The sequence below is a fragment of the Halosimplex carlsbadense 2-9-1 genome (assembly GCF_000337455.1).
GTDB lineage: Archaea > Halobacteriota > Halobacteria > Halobacteriales > Haloarculaceae > Halosimplex > Halosimplex carlsbadense.
In genome coordinates, this window is the sequence record NZ_AOIU01000048.1 from 117,965 (window position 1) to 140,726 (window position 22,762).

A 22,762-nucleotide genomic window follows, 5' to 3' on the forward strand; every position below is an offset into this window, starting at 1 on the left:
ATCTTGCAGCTATTTACACATTAATTAACGACTGTTTTTTCGGTATCTGGCAGTCGTCAGAAGGTCAAACGTAGTTACGTGGGCAGTAGGTATTCCGCCCCCTGGAAACGCTGGATCACGATGGCTGGTACCCCACCAGACGAAGAGAAAGATGACGACGAAGATGGAGCACACGTCTCCTCGTCCAGACGAACTGTGTTGAAACTCGCCGGACTGTCGGCCGTTTCCGGGCTCGGGCTCGCGACGGTTGCCCAAGAGAAGTCCCGTGCGGAGCCCACGGTGACCGGATTCACGTACGACGGGACACCGCTCGTTGCGGTCGAGAGCGCGCAGGCACCGACTGCGATTCGAGAAGTCGAGCCGAACGACAGCCGGGACGAAGCGATGCTGATCGGTCTGAACGTTCCCGTTACCGGGACACTGGCCTATAAGGAAGTGGACTGGTACGCAGTCGAAGTTTCGTCCGGCGACGCCTTCGTCGTCGAGTTCGAGCGCGCGGAGGCCTCCGGAATCACGGCAGTGGTCCTGTACGGCCCGGGCGGTCAGTTCCTCGATCAGCGCTACGTCGGACACAACGAACCCGTCAGCGTGACGGAAACGGCTTCGACAGACGGAGTCCACTACGTCCAGGTCGTCGACATCGCCGACGGTATCGATGAATACTCGATCGCGGTCAGAGACGGGACGACCAGTCCCACACCGACGACTGCAACGGCGACGGAATCGGATACGCCGTCCTCGACGCCGACCGAAACGGAGACCTCGTCGCCGACTGAAACGGAAACCCCGTCGCCGACTGAAACGGAAACCCCGTCGCCGACTCCGACCGAGGCGGCGTCCCCGGCCCCGACGGAGACGCCCTCCTCGACTCCGACGGCGACTTCGACTCCTACGCCGTCCCCGACCGACTCGCCGACTCCATCGCCGACACCGATCAGTGCCGAATACGGCCAGGTCGGCTACGGCGAATACGGATACGGCGGCGTCGTGAGCTGACGAACACGACCGTTCGAGAAACGGGACGGTTTCCGAATCGGTCCCGTTGTCGCGGTCGGCGCCGAGCCACCGGCCGGGGAGCGGTGCGGTTCTTCGGAACAGGGTCCGCGCGTCGGGCGTACCGAACTCGACTGTCAGCGCGCTCAGAGCACGCGGAAGACGCGGATCGTATCGCGGCTGGTCGGCTCGCAGAGCAGTTGCGCACAGCCCAGGTCGGTGAACACGGCCTTCCAGTTGCGATGATACAGCGGGAACTCGTCGTCGACCTGGCTCACTTCGGCCTCGCCGCGGCCGCGCTCGGGGCTGTTGCCCTCGTTCTCGGCGGTAACGAGTAGATCGCTCGTGACCCGTGTCAGCTCCTCGAACACCCACTCGTCGTCGGGGTGGATGTGCTGGAGCGTCTCGACGGAGTAGACGGCGTCGAAGGCGCCGTCGTCGTACTCCGGGAGGATCTCTTCGACCGCGCCGGTCAGGAAGGTACCCGTCTCGGCGAGTCGGGGGTACCGGTCGCCCATCACCTCGAAGGAGTCGGGGTTGATATCGATCCCGGCGAGGTTCTCGAAGCCGCGGTCGCGCAGCGACGCGAGGTGGCGGCCGGAGCCACAGCCGATCTCGAGGATCGCCGCCCCGTCGTCGAGATAGTAGTCGAACGCGTCGGCGAGCGTCTCGCTCACTTCGTTGGGACCGATCTCGGCGTAGTACTCGGGGGAGTACTCCTCCGAGCGGTCCGCCCACCCCCGTCGGTTGTCTTCGGGGTCCATAGTGGGGACTGTGTCGGCATCGTAATTAAACGCCATCGATGGTCCTCGACTAGCGGTGACAGCCCCTACGCCGCACGGGTCGCCGGTTCTCCACGGAAGGGGGAGAGAGCGAACACGGGGCTGACTACGTGTCGGAATCTCTCGTCCCCGGATCGAGTTACGGGCCCCGCACTCAAGAGTGGTCGCGTTCACGCGGATCGTCACTGTTCGCACGGCGGCGATTCTGTGTTTCTGCGCCGTCCTCGACCATCGCCTCGAAGCGGTCCAGTCCCGTCTCCAGCCTGTCGAGCCCGTTCGAGAAACTCAGGCGGAGGTGGCCCGCGCCGCCGGCGCCGAACGCCGACCCCGGCGCGGTCACGACGCCGTGGTCGGTGAGCAGTCGCGTCGCGATCTCGGTGTCCGACCCAGCGAGCCCGCTCACGTCGACGAAGGCGTAGAAGGCGCCCTCCGGTGGGGCGACCGACACGCCGTCGATATCGGCGATCCGGTCGAGGACGTACGCCCGGCGCTCGGCGAAAGCCTGGCGCATCTCCTCGACGGGCTCCTGGGGCCCGGTCAGCGCCGCGAGCGCGGCGTGCTGGGCGGGTGTGTTCACGCAGGAGGTCGTGTGTTCGCGGATCTTCGTCACCTGGCCGATCACGTCGGCGGGACCGGCGAGCCAGCCGACGCGCCACCCTGTCATCGCGTACGCCTTCGAGACGGAGCCGACGGTGAGCACCCACGACTCGCGGTCGAGTCGGTCGGCGACGGCCGCCGTGCGAGGCGGCCGCTCCGTGTAGGTCAACTCCCGATACACCTCGTCGGCGAGGACGTAGGCGCCGTGGTCGGCCGCCGCGCGCACGACGCGTTCGACCGCCGATTCCGGGAACATTCGGCCCGTGGGGTTCGACGGCGAGGTGAGCAGGACCGCGGCGGTGTCGGGACCGATCGCGTCGACGATCCGCTGGGGGTCGGGCACGAACCCGTCGTCGGCGGGCATCGGGACCTCGACGGGCGTAGCGTCGGCGAGTTTCGCCTGCGAGATGGGGTTCGGCCACGCGGGCGTCGGAACCACGACTTCGTCGCCGGGGTCGGCGACCGCGTGGATCGCCAGATGCAGCGCCTCGACGCCGCCGGTCGTGACGACGACTTCCGACTCCGGGTCGGGTCGCGGTCCGCCGTCGCGAGCGAGGGCGTCGGCCACTGCGGCCCTGAGCTCGGCGATACCGGCGTTGGCGGTGTAGTTCGTTCGCCCGGCCGTCGCGGCCTCGCAAGCGGCCTCGACCACGTGGTCGGGGGTGTCGAAGTCCGGTTCGCCGAGCTCCAGGTGGACGAGGTCGCCGTCCTGCTCGACGGCCAGGTCGAACATCTCGCGGATCCCCTGGGGTTCGACCGCTCGAACCCGCTCGGAGACGCGCGAGGCGTCGGGACCGGTGTCGGCGCGCTCTGTCATCGCCCGGATCCACCGCCGTGAGCGGCAAGTACGTTGGGATATGCACGGTGTCGGCCACGTCAGACCTGACCGCCGCGGGCCCCTGCGCGACCGTTCGGTCCCGCCGATCACTTAAATCGCCGAGCATCCCCGTGGCAACGCCGATTGTGGCGGCGACACACCGATCGCCTATGAGCCAGACGACGCAGGACGCGCCGCTCGCGCCGAAGCGTTCGGGCGCCCCGGTGATCGGCAGCGCCGTCGCGTTCGCCCGCGACCCCTACGCCCTCTACGAGGACATCGCAAGTCACGGCGACGTGGTGCGGTTCTCGTTGGGCACCTACGACATGGCGACGGTCCTCCACCCCGACGGTATCGAACAGGTGCTCGTCGACGACTTCGACCGTTTCCGCAAACCAGGGGCCGCAGCGAGCGGCGCGGACGTGCTCGCCGACGGGCTGCTCCTCTCGGACGGTGAGCAGTGGCACCGCCAGCGCACGGGACTCCAGCCGCTGTTCTACCGCGAGCGGATCGAGACCTACGCCGACACGATGGCGACCTACGCGGCCGCAGCGGCCGACGAGTGGGCCGCCGCAGACGCCGTCGACCTGGGCGATGCGACCTCGACGTACACCCTTCGCGTGCTCGGGAAGACGTTGTTCGGGATCGATACCGACGAGTACCGCGAGGCGGTGCGAGCCGGCGCCGAGGCCATCCTGGAACGGACCAGTCAGAACCCCGTCGCCATGGAGATCCCCCAGTGGCTTCCCACGCCGTCGAACCGCCGCTACGAGCGAGGGATCGAGGAACTCGACGGCGTCGTCGCGGACCTGCTGGCCGAACGGGACCCCGGGTCCGACCGCGACGACCTGCTCTCGCTGCTCGTCGACATGCGGAGCGACGGCGAGCTGGACGAGGCGGAGATCAGGAGCCAGCTCGTCACCTTCCTGTTCGCCGGCCACGAGACGACTGCGACCGCGCTGACTTGGGCGCTCGCCGAACTCGGTCGGAAACCCGGCGTCGCTCGGGGACTCCGCGAGGAGGTCGACACCGTCCTCGACGGCGAGTGTGCGACGCTCGCGGACCTGGCCGAGCTGACCTACACCGAACAGGTGGTCCGGGAGACGCTGCGTCGCTACCCGCCCGCGTCGGCGATCTTCCGGGAGACCGACGAGGCGGTCACCGTCGACGGCTACCGCATCCCGGCAGACACGTTCCTCNGTCGCTACCCGCCCGCGTCGGCGATCTTCCGGGAGACCGACGAGGCGGTCACCGTCGACGGCTACCGCATCCCGGCAGACACGTTCCTCACCTTGCCGCAGTTCCACGTCCACACCGACGACCGGTGGTGGGACGACCCCATGGAGTTCGACCCGAGCCGCTGGGACGATATTGCGGACCCGCCGGGCGACCGCCCGGAGTACGCGTACTTCCCGTTCGGCGGTGGCCCGCGCCACTGCATCGGGATGCGATTCGCGCGCATGGAGTTGCAACTCGCGCTCGCGACGGTCGCGAAACGCTGCCGGATCGTCGACGCTCCCGAGGACATCGAGGTCGCCGTCGGCTCGACCGTCCACCCCGCTGATCCCGTCGAAGTGACGCTCGAACGGCGGACGTAAGGGCGGTCCGACTGGCCCGAGCGGTCAGTACGTCTCGACGGGGACGCCCAGGACTTCGAAGTCGTCGACGTTGTCGGTGAGTACCGCGTCGTCGAGTATCTCCGCCATCGCGGCGATGTAGGCGTCGTTGCTGCCGACCCCCGCGGGAGCGCCGGCCTCGTCGTCGGCCGTCGCGAGCAGTTCGCCCGCCGTGCGTGCGACCTCCTCGTCGACCTCGATCCGCGGGTAGCCGAGCAGGCGGTTGCGGACTTCCGCCTCGGTCGTGTCGCTTCGGGCCGTCGCGACGCCGTAGTACGTCTCCGCCACGACCGGTGTCGGGAGCCACTGCATCTCGCCGCGCTCGACGAGCTCGCTCCCCTTCTCGAACGCGTCCGGGTCCTCGGCCATCAGGTCGAACAGGTACGACGAGTCGACGATCATTCCTCGTCGCCGTCGAAGGCCGCCCGCGCGGCCGCGAACCGGCCGGCGTCGCGCTCGCGCAGGTCGTCGACGGCCGCCTTCGCCCGCTCGGCCTCCTCGTCCGTCAGCAGTCCGGCCACGTCGCCGGGGTCCGGCCCGCGCGTCATCCGCCGAAGCGTCTCCTCCATGGTCTCGTCGGCCCGCTTGTGCGCCGAGAGCCACTCGTGGTACTCTTCCGAGACGCGGATGGTCTTGACCATGTCGTATATTGGGATATATGCCGTAAAGAGCGTTTCGACGGTGTAGGTGGCACCCCTCAGCGTCACTCGTCGTTCTCGCAGCCTTTGAACGCCCGCTGGCCCGACATGACCGAATCGACGGATTCGACGGCGACGCCGCCCGGGACGGTCTCGGAGTCACGAGCGATCCGCGCGATCTGCTCGGGGAGGTTGACGACGGCGGCCAGGAGGATGACAGCTGCGACGGCGACGCCCGCCGGGAGATAGAGCAGGCCCGTGAACGCGGCGACGACACCGACCCCGAGCGCGAGCGTGCCGGCGACGGTCCCGAGGATTGCCAGCGTCACGAGCAACGCCTTCCGGAGGTTGGTCCGCTGGTTGCGGCGGATCCAGTCGGCGTAGCCGTCGACGAGATATTCGAGCGCGGCCGTCTCCGAGCGGTCGCCCATCTCTTCCAGTCCCGAGGGGTCGGCGCCGACCCGCTGGCCTGCAGTCGCGTAGGTCAGTCCCGCCGCGGCCGCCGAGAGGACGAACAGCCCCGCTGCCGCGCCGACTGCGGGGTTCAACACCCCGCCGACCGCCGTCGCGTCGCTGGCGGCCGCGAAGGAGAGCACCGAGAGCAACACTCCGACGACCGCGACGTTCAGCCGGAACACCGACAGCGCCTTCGCGTCGATGTCGTCGAGCGTCGACAGCTGTGCGTCTAGCGTCCGCCGAGCCTCCTCCCGGGCGATCCGAAGCGATTCGACGTTCGGATCGTCCGACGAACCACCTGACATGTAAACCGTTTATCTCGGCAATCGTGTAATACTGTCGTCGCAACCGTTTTGTGACAGACGAACGAATACTTGGTATGGAGATCCCCGAATCGGTCCGCGACGACATCGAGTCGCGGGCGAACGTCGTCGGGACGGCGATCGGCCCCAAGCGCGTCGGTGACCGGCCGACCGACGAGGAAGCGCTCATCGTCCTCGTCGCCCGGAAACTCCCCGAAACGCAGCTGTCGGAGGCCGACCGCATCCCGACCGAAATCGAGTTCGACGACGCGAAGTGCAAGACGGACGTGCAGGAGGTCGGCGATGTGCGGACCCAGGCGACGGCCGAAGCCGAGGAGCGGCCCGACCGCGAGCGCCGCTGGCGGCCCGCGCCTGCGGGCGTCTCGTTCGGCCACGTCGAGACCACGGCCGGCACGCTCGGGAGCCCGCCGCTCGAAACTGCGGACGGCGAGACGGTCGTCTTGACGAACGCTCACGTCGCAGCGCCGATCGAGGCCGCCGAGCCAGGCGACGACGTGCTCCAGCCCGGCCCGGCCGACGGCGGGACCGAGGACGACGCGGTCGGATCGCTCGTCGAGGGCAGCGAGATCCGTCCCGACGAACCGAACACGACCGACAGCGCCATCGTCGCGGTCGATCCCGCCGACTTCGAGGACCGCGTTCTGGGGATCGGGGAGTTCGCGGGCTTCGCGGAGCCCTCCACGGACGCGACGTTCACGAAGAGCGGGCGAACGACCGGCGTGACGACGGGCGACCTGCGGGGACGCGACGCGCGGATCAGAGTCCGCGGATATCACGACGAGCCGACGCTGTTCACCGGGATCGACGTGTTCGGGCCGATGAGCGCCGCGGGCGACAGCGGGAGTCTCATCGGTATTGAGGCCGACGACGGGTTCCGAGCGACGGATCTGTTGTTCGCCGGGAGCGACCGGACGACCCTCGCGGTTCCGATGGACGCTGTCGAGGCCGAACACGGCGAGTTAACCCCCGCGGGAGCCCCTGGGGACGCGGCCGACACCGGGACCGACTGAGCGGACGCCGACCGCGGGGTGGAACCGTCAGGTCCAGCCGTAGCCCCACTCCTCCAGCTTCCCGAGGACGAGTTCAGGGTTCTCCTGGGCGACGGCCATCGCAGCCTCGGTCACGTCGGTCTTGTACACGTCTTCGCCGAGTTCAGCCTCCATCTCGGCGACGAGTTCGTCGATGCCCGACTCGACGTGGTCACGCAGGAACACCGGCCGCTGAGTCCGGCCGTCCTTGACGCCGTCGCGGGCGTGGATGTAGGGGAGCGACCGGCGCTGAGCCCCGGCGCCCGACGGTGATTCCGTCTCGCTCCCGGAACCGTCCGCCCCGTCGGCAGTTCGCGCGCCGCTTCGCTCGCCCGAGTCGTCTCTCGACGATTCGGTCGCTTCGGTCCGGTCGAGGGCGTCGTCCCGACTGGTCTCGTCGCCCTCGGGGTCGTCGCGCGCGTCGGCCGGTTCCTCCGCGAAGGGGTCGTCCGTCGATCCCTGCTTCATGCTTCCACCGCCTGCGTCTCCCGGATGCGCTCGGCGAGCCGTTCGATCTTCTCGACGGTGTCGAGTTCGTGGTCGCGCTCGCGCTCGCGGTGTTCGTCGATATAGCGAAATGCGGTACATTGCTCGGCCCAGCAGCCTTCGAGCAGCGACGACCGCTCGCGGAGGCGGATGGGGATCTCCCAGCCGTCGGCTTCGATCTCCTCGAGGAAGCGGTCCTGGTCGTTCATCCCCTTGTAGCGGTTCGGGACCACGGCGAGGACGCCCACCTCGATCCCCAGCTGGTCTTCGAGCCCGCCGACGAGCTGGTCGAGGCCCTGCACCGATTCGTAGCCCTTCCCGCTGGGTTCGAACGGGATCACGAGGTGGCGCGTCGCGTGGATCGCGTTGTGGAGCTTGATGTCGGCGGTCGCCGGCGGGTCGACGATCAGCGTGTCGTACTGCTCGTGGACGCCCGCCTCACGGAGTACGCGCAGCAGTTGTTTGTTCGGGTTCCACGACTCCCCGAAGTCCGCCGCCTCCTCCTCGCGGCGGCGCAGATGTTTCGACGCGTATTCGAGGATGTTGTGCGACGGTACGATGTCGATCCCCTCACTGCTCTTGATCAGGTCGTCGAAGTCACCGCGTGGGCGGTCGATCATGTGCCGCAGCAGGCTATCGGCCTGGTCGTCGTCGCGGTCGTCGGCCACGTCCAGCAGGTACGACAGCGACGCCTCCTGCGTGTCCAGGTCGACGACGAGCACGTCCCGACCCGCCCGCTCCTCCGCCTTCGCGAGGTTCGCGGCGAGCGTCGTCTTCCCGACGCCGCCCGCCTCCGAGTACACCGTGTAGGCCAGCATACTCGTCCAGTCTATCCGATCAGCCATAAAACTCAGTCAGACGATTTGGCTAAGCAGCTAAGCTAAGCAGCTGAGCTTAGTCGATGGGATCGTCGCACTACAGATCGGATGGGCAGGTTTCGATACAGACGCTCGCACGAAGGACCGGGCTTCTCGATAGGGGTTCGGTTTTCTCCAGCGACGGCGGAGGGGTAGCGGGAGCGTCTGCCCCAGCGGCTCGGCTAACTGTACCGGATACTCCGGTCCGATGGCTGAGTCAGCTGACGAGGTTAACTAGATCGCTAGACTATTTGGATAAGGTAATCCGATAAGCTACTCAGCTGAGCTCAGTAGCTAAACTAATCAGAGCAGCTACTTCGATTGGCTATGCGGGGCGGCTGTGCCGTGTAACTACTCCGATCGGCTGGCTCGAATAGCTGGGGCAAGTGGCGATACGACCCAGCCGTTCCGGGCTGCGAATGCGGAGAGGTGCCCAGCGGGCCACGAACTCCACGGAGGACCGGACGAAACTCCGTCGTTCACCGGAAATCCGGTGTGGGACCGACGCCGGGGCCCACCGAGTGCAACAGTCACGGGTCGCTCGACGATCGGATCGGCGCACGTATCGACCACCAGTGATCTGAGTGCCGACACCCGTGGAGACAGTGTTCGGACGAACTGCGCCGATTAATATAAGATCGGTTTCTATGACGCACATCTTATTATAATGCGGAACAGTGGCAATACACCACGCAGATCGAGAGAGAGCGCCATCACCATCTCCAGTCCTATACCTGTCGAAGACGTCCGATTTCACCTGTTTGCGAGGTGAACGTGCGGACCACGACGAGATCGGCCCCCGTCGTTCTCTGAATCGACGCGGGGTATTTGCGTTCTCGACCCCATCCGTCGTTTTGACGGGTGAAACCGTGCTTTCCGGCGATCAAGCGCCGTGATGTCGAGTACGACTGCTTCGGGATAGATAGCCGCCCCCGTATTAATTGCATTCTGTCATTTTCTGGGATTGATTTGACGATCGTCAGCTATGATCGATCGGTGCGCATCCCAGATTCAGGTTCCTCTCCCGTCGTCGACTCGGTGGCTACCCGCTCGGAGCCCACCCGGTGTGACGAGACTCGATTACCGCTCGATGCCGTGCATCCGGCGAATCTCTCGGGACATTCGGTTCGCTGATGGTCTCAACTGTTCCGAACACGATCGAGAACGGCTGTAGCGAGCGAACCCACACCGAGACAGAGTTCAATAGTTCAGCCTGCGATAGGGTGGGTATGCGGGCCAACAGACACGAGGACCGAACGGTCGTCGTGACCGGCGGGTCGAGCGGTATCGGTCGGGGGATCGCGGTCCGGTTCGCCGAGGAGGGCGCGAACGTGGTGGTCGCCGACGTGCAGCGACGACCGAGGCGGGGCGAGTACTTCGAGACGGACGCGGAGACGCCGACCGACGAACTCGTTCGAGAGGTCGGATCCGAGGCGACCTTCGTCGAGACGGACGTGAGCGATCCCGCGGAGGCCGAGGCGATGGTCCACGCGACGGTCGAGTCGTTCGGCGGGCTCGACGTGCTCGTCAACAACGCCGGGATCCACGTCCCCGGCGACTCCCAGGAACTCACGCCGGACGAGTGGGACGAGGTCGTCGGCGTCGACCTCGACGGTTCGTTCTACGCCGCCAAGTACGCGGTCCCGCACCTGACGGACGCGTCGGGCGCGCTGATCAACGTCGGGTCGGTCCATTCGAGCCAGGGCGGCGGCGGGCCCGCCTACGCCAGCGCGAAGGCCGCAGTGGTGAATCTGACGCGAGACCTGGCCGTCGAACTCGGGCCCGACTCGGTGAACGTGAACTGCATCTGCCCGGGATTCGTCAAGACCGCGGTACAGGACTACCACACCGACGAGAGCATGCAGCGGGAGATCGACCACACGCTGTTACCGGAAGTGGGCGATCCCGAGGATATCGGCGACGTGGCGGTGTTCCTCGCCAGCGACGAGGCGTCGTTCGTCCACGGAGAGTCCATCTACGTCGACGGGGGGTGGACGGCCCATCGGGTGTGACCGGACGCACGACCGGCGACTCGCCGCCGGTGACCCGCCGTCCGAACGGTCCGGCGACCTGACACTCTGGGTGAGGGTAGGCGGTCAGCAGGTCATGTCGTACCACGCCGGCGACCCGACGGTCACGTTTCCGAACCGTTCGAGCGTGAACTCGTACCTGACGACCCGGGGCGTAGCGAAGCCGACCGTGCGATACCTGGCCGAGAGCGAGCGGACGAGGCCCTCGCTGTCGACGACCGCGGCGACGGAGTAGTTCCGGGCGCCGTCGATGCCCCGAGGGACCCCGCCGTCACCGGCGACGAGATAACGCCGCTCGCCGTCGGCTCGTCCCACCGAGACGGTGACGTTCTCGGGGGAGAGCCGCAGATACCGTTCGATCGCGGCGCCCGTCGCAGTCCCGACCCGCTGTCCCGCCCTCGGAGCCGGCAGGCGGTAGTACTCCCACGTGTCCGTCCGGAACGTCTCCAGTCGCACGTGGCCCACGCCCTCGTCCACGTACTCGGTGTAGTTGTAGGCGACGCGCGTCTCCATCCCCAGGTCCACCGTGTACGACTCCGCCCAGAACCGATAGCAGTCCTCGGCGGCGACGCGAGCGGCTTGGACCGGCCGCGGTTCGACCGCACTGGCGTTCGCTCGGGTCGTGCCCCGGCGCTCGCGCCAGACGTACGACCGGTCGGTCAGCGCCTCCTGATGGGCGGCCACCAGCTCGTCGAGGTGAAGGTCGCCCCCGCCGCCGACGCCCGGCGGGAGCGCTCGCGTCTCGGTCTCCGATGTCTCCGTCGGGAGGGGCGCCGGCGTCAGCGTCTCGCGGTCCGTTCCCACCGGGTCGCCGAAGAGGCCGCTACAGCCGGCGAGACAGACCAGCGCGACGACTCCCAGCGCGCGCAACCGCATCGGCGACGGTTGGGACCCCACCGGTAAAAACACCCCCGGTGAATCGGGCGGTCCCCGGCTCACTCGTCGCTCTCCGGGGACCCGACGTGACTATCGCTCTCGGGCAGTCGGTGCCGACGTGCTCTTCTGATGGGGCTCTCCCGGCGTCCGCTGCAGTCCGGCGGCCCGTACACGCTACCGTTCCCGGTCGCACGCGCCGCGGTCAGTACATTGATGTCACCGCGCCGCGGGGTCGAGGTATGCAGATCGATGGCATGCAGTTCCACAACGTCGGCGAACTCCGTCCGCCCGGCGACGACGGCGGACAACTCGTTCAACGCGTCCCCGAGTCGGTCAGGACCGACCTCAACGAGGGCGCCCAGTCGCGGATGCGCCACCCGGCGGGCGTCGAACTCCGGTTCGTCCCCGAGGGGCCGGTCGAGTTGACCCTCTCGATGGAGCCCGGCGGGAGCGCCGACAGCGGGACCGTCCGCGTGTTCTGGGGCCCGATCCAGGGCTACGACGAGTTCGAGATCGGGACGGAACCGCGGACGTTCGAGGTCGAGATGCCCGAGAAGCTCACCCGGCTGAAGGAGTCGGTGACCGCGGACCTCGCGTTCGACCCGCGGGTCTGTCGGGTGTGTCTCCCGGGTGAACACCGCGGCGGCTACACGCTGTACCACGGCGCCAGCGGCGAGCGCCGGCCGCCGACCGAGGACGAACTGCCGGACCGGACGTATCTCGCCTACGGCACCTCCATCACCGAGGGCGAGGCGCCGCTGGGCGAACACCTGACGTACGTGAGCCAGACGGCGCGGCGACTCGACGCCGACCTGGTCAATCTCGGCTCCTGCGGCACGGCCTACTGCGACGAGGCCATCGCCGACCACGTCGCCGAGCGCGACGACTGGGACGTGGCGACGCTCTCGGTGTCGGTCAACATGGTCGGGACCTTCGATCCCGAGGTGTTCCGCGAGCGCGCCGAGAACCTGATCGACACCGTCGCGAGCGCCCATCCCGACAAACCGGTCGCCTGCATCACCATCTTCCGCTGTTCCCGGGACGTGGTCGAAGGCCACGACGAGGCGGAGACGGTCGAGCGCTTCCGCGAGGAACTCCGTGAAGTCGTCGCCGAGTCGCCCCACGACAACGTCCACCTGCTGGAGGGGCCCGAACTGCTCCCGAGCATCGACGGTCTGACCACCGACCTGGTCCACCCCGGCGACGGCGCGATGACGACGATGGCGGAGGGCCTCGCGGCCGAACTCCGACCCCTGCTTGCAGACTGACCGGTCGGTTCCCCAGGGCCGAACAGCTTAAGTGGGCGTCCTACATATGAGAACGTATGTCAAACGCTGCACGGAATGGGCCCGGACGCACGATCCAGTCGGTGGAGATAGCGTTCAATATCATCGACGTCCTTCAGGAGAAGGGCGGGGCGGGGGTGACGGAGTTGGCCGACGAACTCGACCACTCCAAGAGTACGATACACAGCCACCTGCGGACGCTGGAGGATCGGGAGATCCTCGTGCGCGAGGGGGACGGCTACCGGTTGAGCCTGCGCATCCTCGACATGGCGACGCACGTCCGCGACCAGGTGGGGAACTACGACGTGATCAAAAGCGAGGTCGACACGCTCGCCGACGAGACGGGGGAGATCGCCCAGTTCGGGATCGAGGAACACGGTAAGGTGTCGTACCTCTACAAGACGACCGGCGAGCGCGGGGTCGAGACGGCTTCCCGGGTGGGCACCCAGCAGCCGATGTACTCCACGTCGCTCGGGAAGACCATCCTCGCGTACCTCCCGGAGGACCGCACCGAGCAGATCGTCCACGCCCAGGACTACGAGGCGCTGACGCCGATGACGATCACCAGCGCCGAGGAGTTGTACGAGGAACTCGACGGGATCCGCGAGCGCGGCTACGGCATCGACGACGAGGAGAACTTCGAGGGGCTGCGCTGTGTCTCCGCCCCGGTCAAGAACGGCGAGACCGTCCTCGGCGCCGTGAGCATCACCGGCCCGTCCAGCCGGTTCACCGTCGACCGCATCCACGACGAACTCTCCGACCAGGTCCAGCGCGCCGCCAACGTCATCGAACTCAACACCAAGTTCGCCTGAGCGACGGTCTCTCTATTCTTCCCGTTCCCACGGGAGCGCGTACGTCGGGTCGTTCGCGAACCGGTCCATCGATACCGACAGCGAGACCCGGGTCCCGCTTGGGAGCGAAGTGCGGATCGCGTCGGCCGCCGCCGACGTCTCAATATTGCGTTTCTCGCCGTCGTACGCGACGCTCGTGAACTCGTGCTCGCCGTACGCGCCGGCCTGGGTGACGACCTCGCGGTCTCGACTCCCGGTGTTGACGAGCGTCAGCTCGACTCCCTCGTCGTCGATCCGTTCGACGAGCGCGGCGACGCCCTCGGGGAGTCCCGGTCGCTCGCGCGTGCCGTCGAAGTGGCGGACCTGCGCCATCACCATCCCCCCGTAGTAGACGGGCTGGGGGGCGCCCATGGTGAGATTCAGGAGGCCGCGGTGGAAGACCGGGTTTCGGTCCCGCAGGTAGTCCTCGTTCAGCGTGTCGGGTTCGCGGCCCTCCTCGGCCATGCCGTCGAGGAGTTCCTGGGTGTGATTGCGGTTCGCTTCGAGCACCCGCTCGGGGAACTCGGGGAACTCCCCCTCCAGATAGGCGAGCCACGCCCACTCGTTGCCGGCGCCGTGTTTCGTCGATGGGCGCATATCGACCTGCTTCCACTCCCGCGAGCCCCAGTCCCGCAGCCGTTCGACGCGCTCGCGGTCGTCCTCCTCCAGCGACATGTACCAGAGGTGGAACAGGTACGGGTCGTCGCGGTGGGGCTTGAACTCGTACCAGCCGTCGCGCCACAGGATCTCCCCGTCGTCCTCGCGCAGGCCCGACCCGTTGTAGTGGTAGTCGCCCTCGCCGCCGTACTTGTGCGGAATGTGAAGCGTGTCGCCCTGCTCGATGCCTTCGTCGACGAGGTGGTCGAGCTGCTGGCGGTGAAAGTCGAGGTGGTCACGGTCGCCGGTGAGGAGGGTGGCGTTCTCGGCGGCGGTCGTCGTCCCGACGCCGACGTAGTGCCAGCCGCCCCACGACCAGCCGTAGGTGCCGCCGTACCACTCGCCGTTCGTGTACTCGCCGATCTCGTCCGAGAGGCCCACGTTGTCGGGGATGATCCCGCCGTTGCGCTCGACGCGGTCCCGCCAGGCGTCGAGGTACTCCGTCACCCACTCCCGGTAGTCGCCGTCGCCGGTGTGGAGGTAGGCGTTGGTCATGAGGCTGGAGATGGCGAGATTGAGCGGGATATCCCCCTTCGAACAGCGCTCGTCGTAGATCTCGTACAGTCGCTCCTCGTTGTCCGGGTCGAGCAACTCGGTGGCCGACTCGAACTCGAGGTCGCGCCAGGGGAGGCCGTGGCTGGCCCAGCGGTAGTCCGCACCGTAGCCGCCGAAGGTCGACTGGGCGCCGAAGGCCGAGAGGTCGCTGTACTCCGGGCCGGCGCTGCCGTTCATCGGCGCGCGGACGAGCCGCCGTTCGGGGTCGTAGTTGTCCAGGTCGCTGTCGCCGAGGTACATGTCGGCGAAGCGGGTCGCGCGCTCGACGACGAGGTCGTCGTCGGGCGCGGCCAGCCCCATGTTGTAGGTGAAGAGGTTGCCCTCGCCGAGATGGAACCAGTCGCGACACTGCTCGAACTCGTCGACGACCATCGGGTGGCCGTGGGGCGTTTCCGCGCGCTCGAAGCGGTCGAGCGCGCCCTCGTAGGCCCGCTCGGCGTGGACCAGGAGCGACTCGTCGCCGCCCATCGCGTAGACGAGCGGCCAGTTGTAAAAGCCCTCTATCACGTCGTCGTAGCCGTCGACGCCGACGTGGTCGGCGGGCGGCCACAGCGGTTCGCCGTCGTCGTCGAGGTAGTCCGCGACGAACTCGTCGACCGCGCTCTCGAACAGGTCGAACAGCGTCCGCTGGCGCGTGGCCCACTCGGGCGGCTGGGCGATCGAGCGACGCGCCGCTAGCTCGTACATACTCCACTCACCGTCCCAGGCCGATATGAACATTTGGGTGGTGGCGGGTCGGACCGGTAGCGTCCGGCTCCCGGGGGGTCGGGTGACCCGGTGTGGCACCGTCGGCGGGCGAGTGGCTGTTCGGCCGGAACGGACCAGTCAGCGGTCGTCTCGGTCGAAGGAGGCAGCCAGGTCGAGGTCCAGTTCTGCGACCCCCTCGACGACCAGTTCGGCCATGCGGCGGGCGCCGTACTCGCTGAAGTGCGTGTCGTCGGTCACGCCATCGGGGTAGTTGGGGTGTTCGCCCGGCGAGAGGTGATTGTAGAGGGACTTCGACTCCTCGGCCCCGAGTTCGCTCAGGAGCGACCGACTCCGCTGGTCCGCGTCGACGAGCGGAACCTCGCGCTCCCGTGCGACCCGCCGCGTCAGTTCGGCGTAGTCCCGGTGGGTGTCTTGCGGGACGCCGTCCTCGTCGAAGTGACGGCGCGCTATCGGCGTGAGCAGGACCGGCGTTGCCCCCTGCTGGCGCGTCTCCTCGACGAACTGCTCGAGGTTGGCGACGAACGCTGCCTCGGTCGTGTACTGGTCCTTCGAGGGCACCTCGTCGTTGTGGCCGAACTGGACGAACACGTAGTCACCCTCTGTCAGGGCGCGGACCACGGGAGCCCAGCGACCTTCTTCCAGGAAGGTGCGGGTGCTGCGGCCGTTACGGGCGTGGTTCTCCACCGTCACCGACTCGCCGAGGCGTTCCGCGAACGGCGTCCCCCACCCGGTCTCGGGACGTTCGCTCGGCGTCTTCTCGGCCGCAGTGGAGTCTCCGATCAGGTAGACGGTAGTCGGCGCTGACGACATGTCGGTAGCGGTGCCCGGGACAGAACAAATGGATGTCGGTCCTGTCTGTGCGCTCGCGCGTGGCGAGCCCGGTCCGACGGGACGAACGGCCGCTCGCGCCGGGGCGCCCCCGGCGTGCGAACGCCGTCGGTCAGTCGGTCACGGCGGACTCGCGTCCGGTTCCTCGACGGCGAGCGCCCACTGCTCGACCCACTCACGCAGGCCCGAGTCGGGCACGGTCAGCGAGCGGGTGTTCTCCGGGAGCTGGGGGTAGCCGCCGACCGCGTCGACGTCGGGCACCCAGTAGTCGTACTCCGAGTCCAGCCTGTCGTTGCCGGCCCGGGTTTCGATCTCGGTGACGATCCGCGAGTCGTTGCCGGTCCTGTCGGTCGGCCGGGCACCGGCGTACGCGAGGTTGTGGCTCTCGACGTCCGCCGAGGGCATCGCCGAGAGGCTCCCCGGCCAGACCGGCCGGGAACTCACCGTCGACTGCTCGACGAACGAGACGTCCGAGTCCGTCTGCGGGTCGGCCGTGACGTTGTCCTCGCTGTAGACGGTGCCGCCGCCCTCGACGATGGACTCGCCCGTCGCGAGCAGGCCGGTGTACTTGTTGCCGACCCAGGAGGTCTCGGCGCTCCCGTCGACGTTCGCCGCCTCGTCGAAGAAGTAACAGAAATTGTTGACGACGGCCGAGCTCGTGTCGCTTTTGAGCCGCGGGATCCGGCTCCGGGACTTCGCCCAGACGTTGCCCAGCAGCGCCACGTTGTCGGCGCCGTCGCCGACGAGGGTACAGTAGTTGTGGTCCTCGCCGTCGCCGTAGGGGTCGTACAGCCCCTCGTAGATCAGGCAGTTCGACAGGGTCGTGTCGGTGGTGTCGTAGCCGACGGACATGCACTCGTCGACGCCCCACGACGCCGTGCAGTGGTCGAAGATGACGTTCTGCGTCCCGTCACCACTGTTGAACGAGTCGTTGCCCTGAATCGACCCGCTGTCACCGGGCCCGACTCGCGAGCGCAGGTGCTGGACGACCACGTCGTTCGCCTTGACCTGAAAGAGGCCCTGCGTGAGCGTGATACCCGGCGACGGGGCGGTCTGACCGGCGATCCAGCACTGGTCTGCGGTGACTTCGAGCTCGTCCCCGCCGAGGTCGATGGTGCCGGAGGTCTCGAAGACGACCAGCCGCGGGCCGCTGCCCTGCACGGCGTTTTCGAGGGCGCTCCGGGTTGCCTCGGTGACCCGGTAGACCTCGACGCCGTCGTCGAACCACGAGGGCGTCGCGAACCCGTCCGAGAGGTCGAAGTACGCGCCGTCGGTCGAGGACCCGCCGCCGCCGCTGCTCGACGTGCTGAAGGCGCTCGTTCCGGCGGTCACCGAATCACCGTCGCTCGCGGTCGCGACGGCCCGGTACTCGTAGCTCGTGCCGCCGATGAGTCCCGTCACGTCGACGCTGAAGCTCCCCGTCGACGAGCGCGACTGGGTCGACGTGTTCGTCCACGCGTCGTCGGCCGTGTCGCGCCACTCGAAGGAGACATCGACCGACGCGGCGCCGCCCAGATCGTCCAGCGAGCCGTTCAGCGTCGCCGAGTCGGCGTCGATACCCGTCGCCGAGTCGGTCGTGACGACGGGGTCGATGTCCCCGGAACCGCCGCCCGACCCGCCGCTGGGTGGGCTGGCGTTCGCTTCTTCGACCGCCAGCGCCCACTGGTCGACCCACTCCTTGAGACCGGTACTCGGGACCGATAGCGTGTGCGTCGTGCCGCTGTAACTCGGGTAGCCGCCGACCGCGGCCTGACTGTCGGGGATCTCCGAGTCCGCCGGGTCCGAGACGTTCGTATCCAGGGCCCGCGTCGCAATCTCGTCGATGACACGGGTCTCGTGGCCGATCCGGTCGGCCGGCCGGGCACCGGCGTAGTTGAGGTTGTGCCCTTCCACGTCGCCGCTCGGCATCGCGGCGAAGCCGCTGGGCCACAGCGGTCGACTCGACAGCTCCGTCGAGACGGTCTGGAACGCCCGGCCGTTCAGCCCGGGGTCGACGACCGAGTTGTCCTCGAAGTAGGCGCTGCCGTTCCCTTTGACGACGGCGTCGGACCAGTCGAAGCGACCGGCGAACGTGCAGCCGACGACGCTCGCCTCCGCGCCGCCGGTGAGCCACGACGCCTTGTCGAAGTAGTAGACCAGATTGTTCGCCAGCGCCGCGTGGCTGCCGTCCTTGTGGCGGGGGTTCCGGTCGTTGTTCTTTGCGTAGACCGTCCCCATGATCGCCACGTTGTCGGCGTCGTCGCCGATGAGCGTCCCGTTGGAGTTCTCCTCGGGGTTTTCCAGCCCTTCGGCGATCAGGCAGTTCGAGATCGTCTGGTCGGTGCTGTCGTAGCCGAGCGAGAGGTTCTCGTCGCGGCCCCAGTAGGCCGAGACGTGGTCGAAGATGACGTTCGACGTGCCGTCGCGGCTGTTGACCGGGTCAGTGCCCTCGCCGCCCTGTTCGTCCCCGCGCAACACGCGGATGTGCTGGACGATCGTGTTGTCCTGCTCGACCTGCACCATCCCGTTGATGAACGTGATGCCCGGCGAAGGGGCGGTCTGGCCGGCCACCCAGCAGTTCCCGTAGGTGATCGAGAGGTCGCCGCCGCTCAGGTCGACGACGCCGCTCTCCTCGAAGACGATCAGCCGCGGCGCGTCCGTCGTGAACGCCTCGCGGATCTCGCTCTCGTTCGCGCCGACTTTCATCACCTGGACGCTGTCGTCGAACCACGACACGTCGGCGAACCCGTCCTCGTAGTCGACGTACGAGCCGCCGGACGTGCTCGTCCCCGCGGTCGTAGTGAACGTCGCCGTCGACCCGGTGGCGGTGTCCCCGTCTTCGGCGTCGACGACCGCGCGGAACTCGTAGTCGGTCTCGCTCGCGAGCCCGTAGACCGTTTGCTCGAACGAGCCGGTCTCCGAGCGGGTCTGGGCTCCGGACTCGGTCCAGGCGTCGTCGCCCGTCTCGCGGTACTCGAAGGACACGTCGGCCGACAGCGCGCCGCCCAGGTCCTCAAGCGTCCCGGACAGCGTCGCCGACGTCGACGCGACCTCGCCGGCCGAGTCGGTCGAGACGACGGGGTCCGTGTCGGGGGCACGCGTCGCGAACGTCTCGACGAACCCCACGTCGGTGTCGCCGTCGCTCGCCGACGCGACCGCGCGGTACTCGTAGTCGGTCTCGCTCGCGAGCCCGGAGACGTCGACGCTCACGCTCCCGGGTGACGAGACGGTCTGGGAACTCGACGTGGTCCACGAAGCGGCGCCCGCCTCGCGGTACTCGAAGGCCACGTCCGCCGAGGCGGCGTTCCCGAGCGAGTCGAGCGAGCCGGTCAGCGTGACGCTCGTCGCCGCGACGGCTTCGGCCGCGCCGGTCGAGACGATCGGGAGCGTGTCGGACCCGCCGGTACCGCCGGAGACGGTTCCGGACACGTCCGGACTCCCCAGGTCCTGGTTGTTCGTCAGTGTGACCCCGGAGAGATCCGAGAACTCGGCGGTACAGAGCGTCCCGGGGTTCGCGCTGGTCACCGCGAGCCCGAGGTAGCCGTCGGTCGCGAAGTCGACCGAGGACAGCTCGGCGACCTGCGTCCAGCTCGACCCGTCGGTCGAGAGATAGGCGCTGAACGTGTCGTCCGTCCGGACGAGCCGCTGGTGCGAGGCGACCATCCGACCGCCGTTCCGGCCGGCGTCGCCGCCGTCCGAGGTCGTACTCTCGCTCGAACCGCCGGTCTCCGCGCGCCAGGAGAACGACGAGTCGTTGCCCGGCGTCTTGCGCACCATGGCGTTTCTCGCGTCGGCCGCCGTCGATTCGCGAAACATCAGTCCCGCCTTGGCCCACGAGTCGGTGTCGTCGACGCTGTCGACGCGGACGGTCACGTCGAAGTCGCCGCTGACGGGCGCGAAGTAGTAGTGTCCCTCGTCCGCTGCGTCCCAGATGTCCTCGCCTGCCCCCTCGACAGTGATCCCCGATCCGGTCTGTTCGGTCGTGGTGAACGACGACGAAGAGCCGACTCCGGTGTCGCCGTCCGCGGCGGCGACCACGGCGCGGTACTCGTAGTCGGTCCCGCTCGCCAGCCCCGAGACCTCCTCGCCGAAGCTCCCGGTCGACGAGGCGGTCTGCCCGGCAGTCGTCGTCCACGAACTCTCGCCGGACGCGCGGTACTCGAAGGCCACGTCGGCAGCCGAGGCGCCGCCCAGATCGGAGAGCGAACCGTTCAGCGTCGCCGACGACGTGCCGACGTTCGAGACCGACCCCGTCGAGACGACCACGGCGGGCTCGGTGGACCCGCCGCCGCTCGTCGAGACGCTCCCGGCGACGTCGACGTTTCCGATGTCCCCGTTGCTGGACGGCGAGAGCCCCGAGAGCTTCGAGAACTGGACGGTACTCAGCGTGCCCTCGCTGGCGCTGCAGACCGCGAGGCCGACGTAGGCGCTCGCGGCGAAGTCGATCTCGCCGGGCGAGATGTCGGCGACGAGCGTCCAGTCGTTCCCGTCGACCGACCCGTAGGCCTCGATGGTGTCCCCCGAACGGACGAGCCGCTGCCACGTGGCCCCCGTCGTCCCGCCCGAGATCTCCGCTTCGTCGCTGCCGCCGTCGGAGGTCGTGCTGACCATCTCCTCGCCGTCGTCAGAGCGCCACTGGAAGGAGGTGTCGTGACCCGGCGTCTTCCGGATCATCGCCGTCTCCGCGTCGTCGTTGAGCGTCTGTCTGACCATCAGCCCCGCCTTGGCCCAGTCGCTCGTGTTCTCCTGACTGTCGACGCGGACGGTCACGTCGAAGTCGCCGTCGACCTCCGTGTAGTAGTAGTGGAACTCGTCCGCGGTGTCCCAGATGTCTTCGCCCGCCCCCTCGATCGTTATCGTCGTCGCGGCCGAGACGTGCTCGCTCGCGTACCGCGACGCCAGTGCGCCTGTCGTACCGAACCCGATCGTTCTGAGAAACGTTCGCCTATCCTGGTGTACCATTTTGACTCACCAATGAACCCCACAAATGGAATTTTTATAAACATTTCCAATTATATCTTACTTGGTTGACCATTATAATCGTAGTTAAAACGATTGGAGCTCAGATAGTTACGTGATCGTGAGGACAGAGATCGACCGTTCGTCGACGACCGTGGGCGTCAATCCTCGCGGTTCGCCGGTTCGACTTCGCCCCAGACGGCCTCGCTGCCCTCGGTGGGGGCGGCCCACTCGACGGCGTTTCCGATCACCTGCTGGACCTCGTCCTGGTGGAGGATCGGATACTCCTCGTGGCCGGGGCGGAACGCGAAGATCCGGCCGCGGCCGCGCCGGTAACAGAGCCCCGACCGGAACACCTCGCCGCCCTCGAACCACGAGATGAACACCGTTCGATCGGGTTCGGGCACGTCGTACGGTTCGCCGTACATCTCGGTCGACGGGATCTCGAACGACTCGGGGAGGCCGTCGGCGATGGGGTGGCCGTGGTCGGCGACCCACACGCGCTCGGTCTCGCCGCCGTGACGGTACTTGATGTTACAGGTCGTCCCCATGAGCCGCTTGAACGGTTTGGAGTTCTTCCCCGAATGCAGCGGGACGAACCCCATCCCCTCGTGGACGCGGTCGACGACGCGGCTCGCGACCGCGTCGCTCACCTCGTCGTTCGCGCAGTGGGACCACCACACCAGCACGTCGGTCTCGTCGAGGACGGCCTCGGTGAGCCCGTGTTCGTCTTCGCCGAGCGTGGCCGTGCGCGTCTCGAACCCGCGCTCGGTGAGCGCGTCGGCGACGGCCCCGTGGATGCCCTCGGGGTAGCGTTCGGCGACCTCGGGCTCCTCACGCTCGTGGACGTTCTCGTTCCAGACGGTGACCTGAAGGGTCATACCTCCCCCGTCGACGCGACGGGAATAAGTCCTTTCGGCACGCCGAGGGTCGGGCGGCCCAGATCCGGACCGCGAGGATTCACTCGGCCAGCGGTCCGTCCGCCCGCGCTACGGGCGGGCTGACACCGCTGGACGGGCCGACCGGGACGACGTCGACATCGCCGTCCCGGTCGATGGTGATCTCGTAGCCAGCGTAGGTCAGTGTGACTCGGAGCGGCGCACACTCGTCTTCGCCGGAATCCACCAACGCGTTGAGCGCCTCCGGGTCCACGGCGCCGGACAGCGGCGGTAAGTCGACCGAGTTCGTCCGTTCGGCGTTCGCCACGGCTTCGAGGATCGAGACCACTGCTGTGTCGGATTCGACCATTACCCGTCCAACAGCGCCACCACGTAAAGCCGTGCTTGCCAGTCGCTCGCGGTCGGTGACGTATGCGTGTCACACTGTCGTGTTTCAGAACAGTCGAACGCCGGCCCGAACGGCCTCGTCGACCCGACGGGCGCGATAACGGAGTTCCCCAGGCCCGAACCATTACGATATTATGAGTGTAATCTCAGTACTGCCTGTCGATGATCGGGCGCG

19 protein-coding genes are annotated in these 22,762 nt (G+C 67.7%); 6 read left to right on the top strand and 13 right to left on the bottom strand.

What is annotated here, in order from left to right:
• The first annotated feature begins 120 nt into the window (after positions 1–120).
• Positions 121–996 (top strand): hypothetical protein, encoded by an 876-nt coding sequence (locus C475_RS23565; protein ID WP_152436573.1) that lies wholly within the window; start codon positions 121–123, stop codon positions 994–996.
• A gap of 143 nt (positions 997–1,139) precedes the next feature.
• Here the strand turns inward: C475_RS23565 and C475_RS21465 are convergent, their stop codons facing one another.
• Positions 1,140–1,757 carry a class I SAM-dependent methyltransferase gene (locus C475_RS21465; RefSeq protein ID WP_006886018.1) on the bottom strand — a complete coding sequence of 206 codons (618 nt, stop codon included), beginning with the start codon at positions 1,755–1,757 and terminating at the stop codon, positions 1,140–1,142.
• Positions 1,758–1,929: 172 nt separating this feature from the next.
• The gene (locus C475_RS21470) at positions 1,930–3,189 is read right to left on the bottom strand and encodes a pyridoxal phosphate-dependent aminotransferase (protein ID WP_006886019.1); all 1,260 of its coding nucleotides are present in this window, start codon (positions 3,187–3,189) and stop codon (positions 1,930–1,932) included.
• Between the two features lie 170 nt (positions 3,190–3,359).
• On the opposite strand from C475_RS21470, the gene C475_RS21475 reads away from it, so the two are divergent.
• Positions 3,360–4,787 (top strand): cytochrome P450, encoded by a 1,428-nt coding sequence (locus tag C475_RS21475; RefSeq protein ID WP_006886020.1) that lies wholly within the window; start codon positions 3,360–3,362, stop codon positions 4,785–4,787.
• Between the two features lie 24 nt (positions 4,788–4,811).
• Here the strand turns inward: C475_RS21475 and C475_RS21480 are convergent, their stop codons facing one another.
• From C475_RS21480 to C475_RS21490, 3 genes are all read right to left on the bottom strand, one after another.
• Positions 4,812–5,207: a PIN domain-containing protein gene (locus C475_RS21480; protein WP_006886021.1), complete on the bottom strand. Its 396-nt coding sequence runs from the start codon at positions 5,205–5,207 to the stop codon at positions 4,812–4,814.
• Positions 5,204–5,446: a hypothetical protein gene (locus C475_RS21485; protein ID WP_006886022.1), complete on the bottom strand. Its 243-nt coding sequence runs from the start codon at positions 5,444–5,446 to the stop codon at positions 5,204–5,206. The genes C475_RS21480 and C475_RS21485 overlap by 4 nt, the downstream gene beginning before the upstream one ends.
• 62 nt (positions 5,447–5,508) lie before the next feature.
• The gene (locus C475_RS21490) at positions 5,509–6,204 is read right to left on the bottom strand and encodes a hypothetical protein (RefSeq protein ID WP_006886023.1); all 696 of its coding nucleotides are present in this window, start codon (positions 6,202–6,204) and stop codon (positions 5,509–5,511) included.
• A 74-nt stretch (positions 6,205–6,278) separates the two neighbouring features.
• On the opposite strand from C475_RS21490, the gene C475_RS21495 reads away from it, so the two are divergent.
• On the top strand, positions 6,279–7,232 hold the full coding sequence (locus C475_RS21495; protein WP_006886024.1) for a hypothetical protein: 954 nt from the start codon (positions 6,279–6,281) through the stop codon (positions 7,230–7,232).
• A gap of 27 nt (positions 7,233–7,259) precedes the next feature.
• On the opposite strand, the gene C475_RS21500 is transcribed toward C475_RS21495, so the two are convergent.
• Together C475_RS21500 and C475_RS21505 are read right to left on the bottom strand one after the other, a co-directional pair.
• Positions 7,260–7,718, bottom strand: coding sequence for a hypothetical protein (locus C475_RS21500; protein WP_006886025.1), 459 nt, complete (start codon positions 7,716–7,718; stop codon positions 7,260–7,262).
• Positions 7,715–8,554, bottom strand: coding sequence for a ParA family protein (locus C475_RS21505; protein ID WP_006886026.1), 840 nt, complete (start codon positions 8,552–8,554; stop codon positions 7,715–7,717). The genes C475_RS21500 and C475_RS21505 overlap by 4 nt, the downstream gene beginning before the upstream one ends.
• A 1,268-nt stretch (positions 8,555–9,822) precedes the next feature.
• On the opposite strand from C475_RS21505, the gene C475_RS21510 reads away from it, so the two are divergent.
• Positions 9,823–10,605 carry an SDR family NAD(P)-dependent oxidoreductase gene (locus tag C475_RS21510; RefSeq protein ID WP_006886027.1) on the top strand — a complete coding sequence of 261 codons (783 nt, stop codon included), beginning with the start codon at positions 9,823–9,825 and terminating at the stop codon, positions 10,603–10,605.
• An 84-nt stretch (positions 10,606–10,689) separates the two neighbouring features.
• On the opposite strand, the gene C475_RS21515 is transcribed toward C475_RS21510, so the two are convergent.
• Complete coding sequence (locus C475_RS21515) at positions 10,690–11,499, bottom strand: hypothetical protein (RefSeq protein ID WP_006886028.1); 810 nt, start codon at positions 11,497–11,499, stop codon at positions 10,690–10,692.
• Positions 11,500–11,738: 239 nt separating this feature from the next.
• Here C475_RS21515 and C475_RS21520 point away from each other — a divergent pair, with 239 nt between their 5' ends.
• Positions 11,739–12,767, top strand: coding sequence for an SGNH/GDSL hydrolase family protein (locus C475_RS21520; RefSeq protein ID WP_006886029.1), 1,029 nt, complete (start codon positions 11,739–11,741; stop codon positions 12,765–12,767).
• Positions 12,768–12,823: 56 nt separating this feature from the next.
• On the top strand, positions 12,824–13,597 hold the full coding sequence (locus C475_RS21525) for an IclR family transcriptional regulator (RefSeq protein ID WP_049931148.1): 774 nt from the start codon (positions 12,824–12,826) through the stop codon (positions 13,595–13,597).
• A 12-nt stretch (positions 13,598–13,609) separates the two neighbouring features.
• Here the strand turns inward: C475_RS21525 and C475_RS21530 are convergent, their stop codons facing one another.
• The 5 genes from C475_RS21530 to C475_RS21550 form a co-directional block, all read right to left on the bottom strand.
• A complete protein-coding gene (locus C475_RS21530; protein WP_049931150.1) occupies positions 13,610–15,514 on the bottom strand; it encodes a hypothetical protein in 1,905 nt (634 codons plus the stop codon).
• A 138-nt stretch (positions 15,515–15,652) separates the two neighbouring features.
• Positions 15,653–16,345 carry a rhamnogalacturonan acetylesterase gene (locus tag C475_RS21535; RefSeq protein ID WP_006886032.1) on the bottom strand — a complete coding sequence of 231 codons (693 nt, stop codon included), beginning with the start codon at positions 16,343–16,345 and terminating at the stop codon, positions 15,653–15,655.
• A gap of 138 nt (positions 16,346–16,483) precedes the next feature.
• Positions 16,484–21,304, bottom strand: a complete 4,821-nt coding sequence (locus C475_RS24760) for a DUF1349 domain-containing protein (RefSeq protein WP_006886033.1) — start codon at positions 21,302–21,304, stop codon at positions 16,484–16,486.
• A gap of 158 nt (positions 21,305–21,462) precedes the next feature.
• A complete protein-coding gene (locus C475_RS21545) occupies positions 21,463–22,182 on the bottom strand; it encodes a ThuA domain-containing protein (protein ID WP_006886034.1) in 720 nt (239 codons plus the stop codon).
• 79 nt (positions 22,183–22,261) lie between these two features.
• Positions 22,262–22,549, bottom strand: a complete 288-nt coding sequence (locus C475_RS21550) for a HalOD1 output domain-containing protein (protein WP_049931152.1) — start codon at positions 22,547–22,549, stop codon at positions 22,262–22,264.
• Between the last annotated feature and the right edge of the window lie 213 nt (positions 22,550–22,762).

Coding starts and splice junctions, on each gene's coding strand:
- C475_RS23565 (WP_152436573.1), top strand. CDS start 121: ATGGCTGGTACCCCACCAGACGAAGAGAAAGATGACGACGAAGATGGA.
- C475_RS21465 (WP_006886018.1), bottom strand. CDS start 1,757: ATGGACCCCGAAGACAACCGACGGGGGTGGGCGGACCGCTCGGAGGAG.
- C475_RS21470 (WP_006886019.1), bottom strand. CDS start 3,189: ATGACAGAGCGCGCCGACACCGGTCCCGACGCCTCGCGCGTCTCCGAG.
- C475_RS21480 (WP_006886021.1), bottom strand. CDS start 5,207: ATGATCGTCGACTCGTCGTACCTGTTCGACCTGATGGCCGAGGACCCG.
- C475_RS21485 (WP_006886022.1), bottom strand. CDS start 5,446: ATGGTCAAGACCATCCGCGTCTCGGAAGAGTACCACGAGTGGCTCTCG.
- C475_RS21490 (WP_006886023.1), bottom strand. CDS start 6,204: ATGTCAGGTGGTTCGTCGGACGATCCGAACGTCGAATCGCTTCGGATC.
- C475_RS21495 (WP_006886024.1), top strand. CDS start 6,279: ATGGAGATCCCCGAATCGGTCCGCGACGACATCGAGTCGCGGGCGAAC.
- C475_RS21500 (WP_006886025.1), bottom strand. CDS start 7,718: ATGAAGCAGGGATCGACGGACGACCCCTTCGCGGAGGAACCGGCCGAC.
- C475_RS21505 (WP_006886026.1), bottom strand. CDS start 8,554: ATGCTGGCCTACACGGTGTACTCGGAGGCGGGCGGCGTCGGGAAGACG.
- C475_RS21510 (WP_006886027.1), top strand. CDS start 9,823: ATGCGGGCCAACAGACACGAGGACCGAACGGTCGTCGTGACCGGCGGG.
- C475_RS21515 (WP_006886028.1), bottom strand. CDS start 11,499: ATGCGGTTGCGCGCGCTGGGAGTCGTCGCGCTGGTCTGTCTCGCCGGC.
- C475_RS21520 (WP_006886029.1), top strand. CDS start 11,739: ATGCAGATCGATGGCATGCAGTTCCACAACGTCGGCGAACTCCGTCCG.
- C475_RS21525 (WP_049931148.1), top strand. CDS start 12,824: ATGTCAAACGCTGCACGGAATGGGCCCGGACGCACGATCCAGTCGGTG.
- C475_RS21530 (WP_049931150.1), bottom strand. CDS start 15,514: ATGTACGAGCTAGCGGCGCGTCGCTCGATCGCCCAGCCGCCCGAGTGG.
- C475_RS21535 (WP_006886032.1), bottom strand. CDS start 16,345: ATGTCGTCAGCGCCGACTACCGTCTACCTGATCGGAGACTCCACTGCG.
- C475_RS24760 (WP_006886033.1), bottom strand. CDS start 21,304: ATGGTACACCAGGATAGGCGAACGTTTCTCAGAACGATCGGGTTCGGT.
- C475_RS21545 (WP_006886034.1), bottom strand. CDS start 22,182: ATGACCCTTCAGGTCACCGTCTGGAACGAGAACGTCCACGAGCGTGAG.
- C475_RS21550 (WP_049931152.1), bottom strand. CDS start 22,549: ATGGTCGAATCCGACACAGCAGTGGTCTCGATCCTCGAAGCCGTGGCG.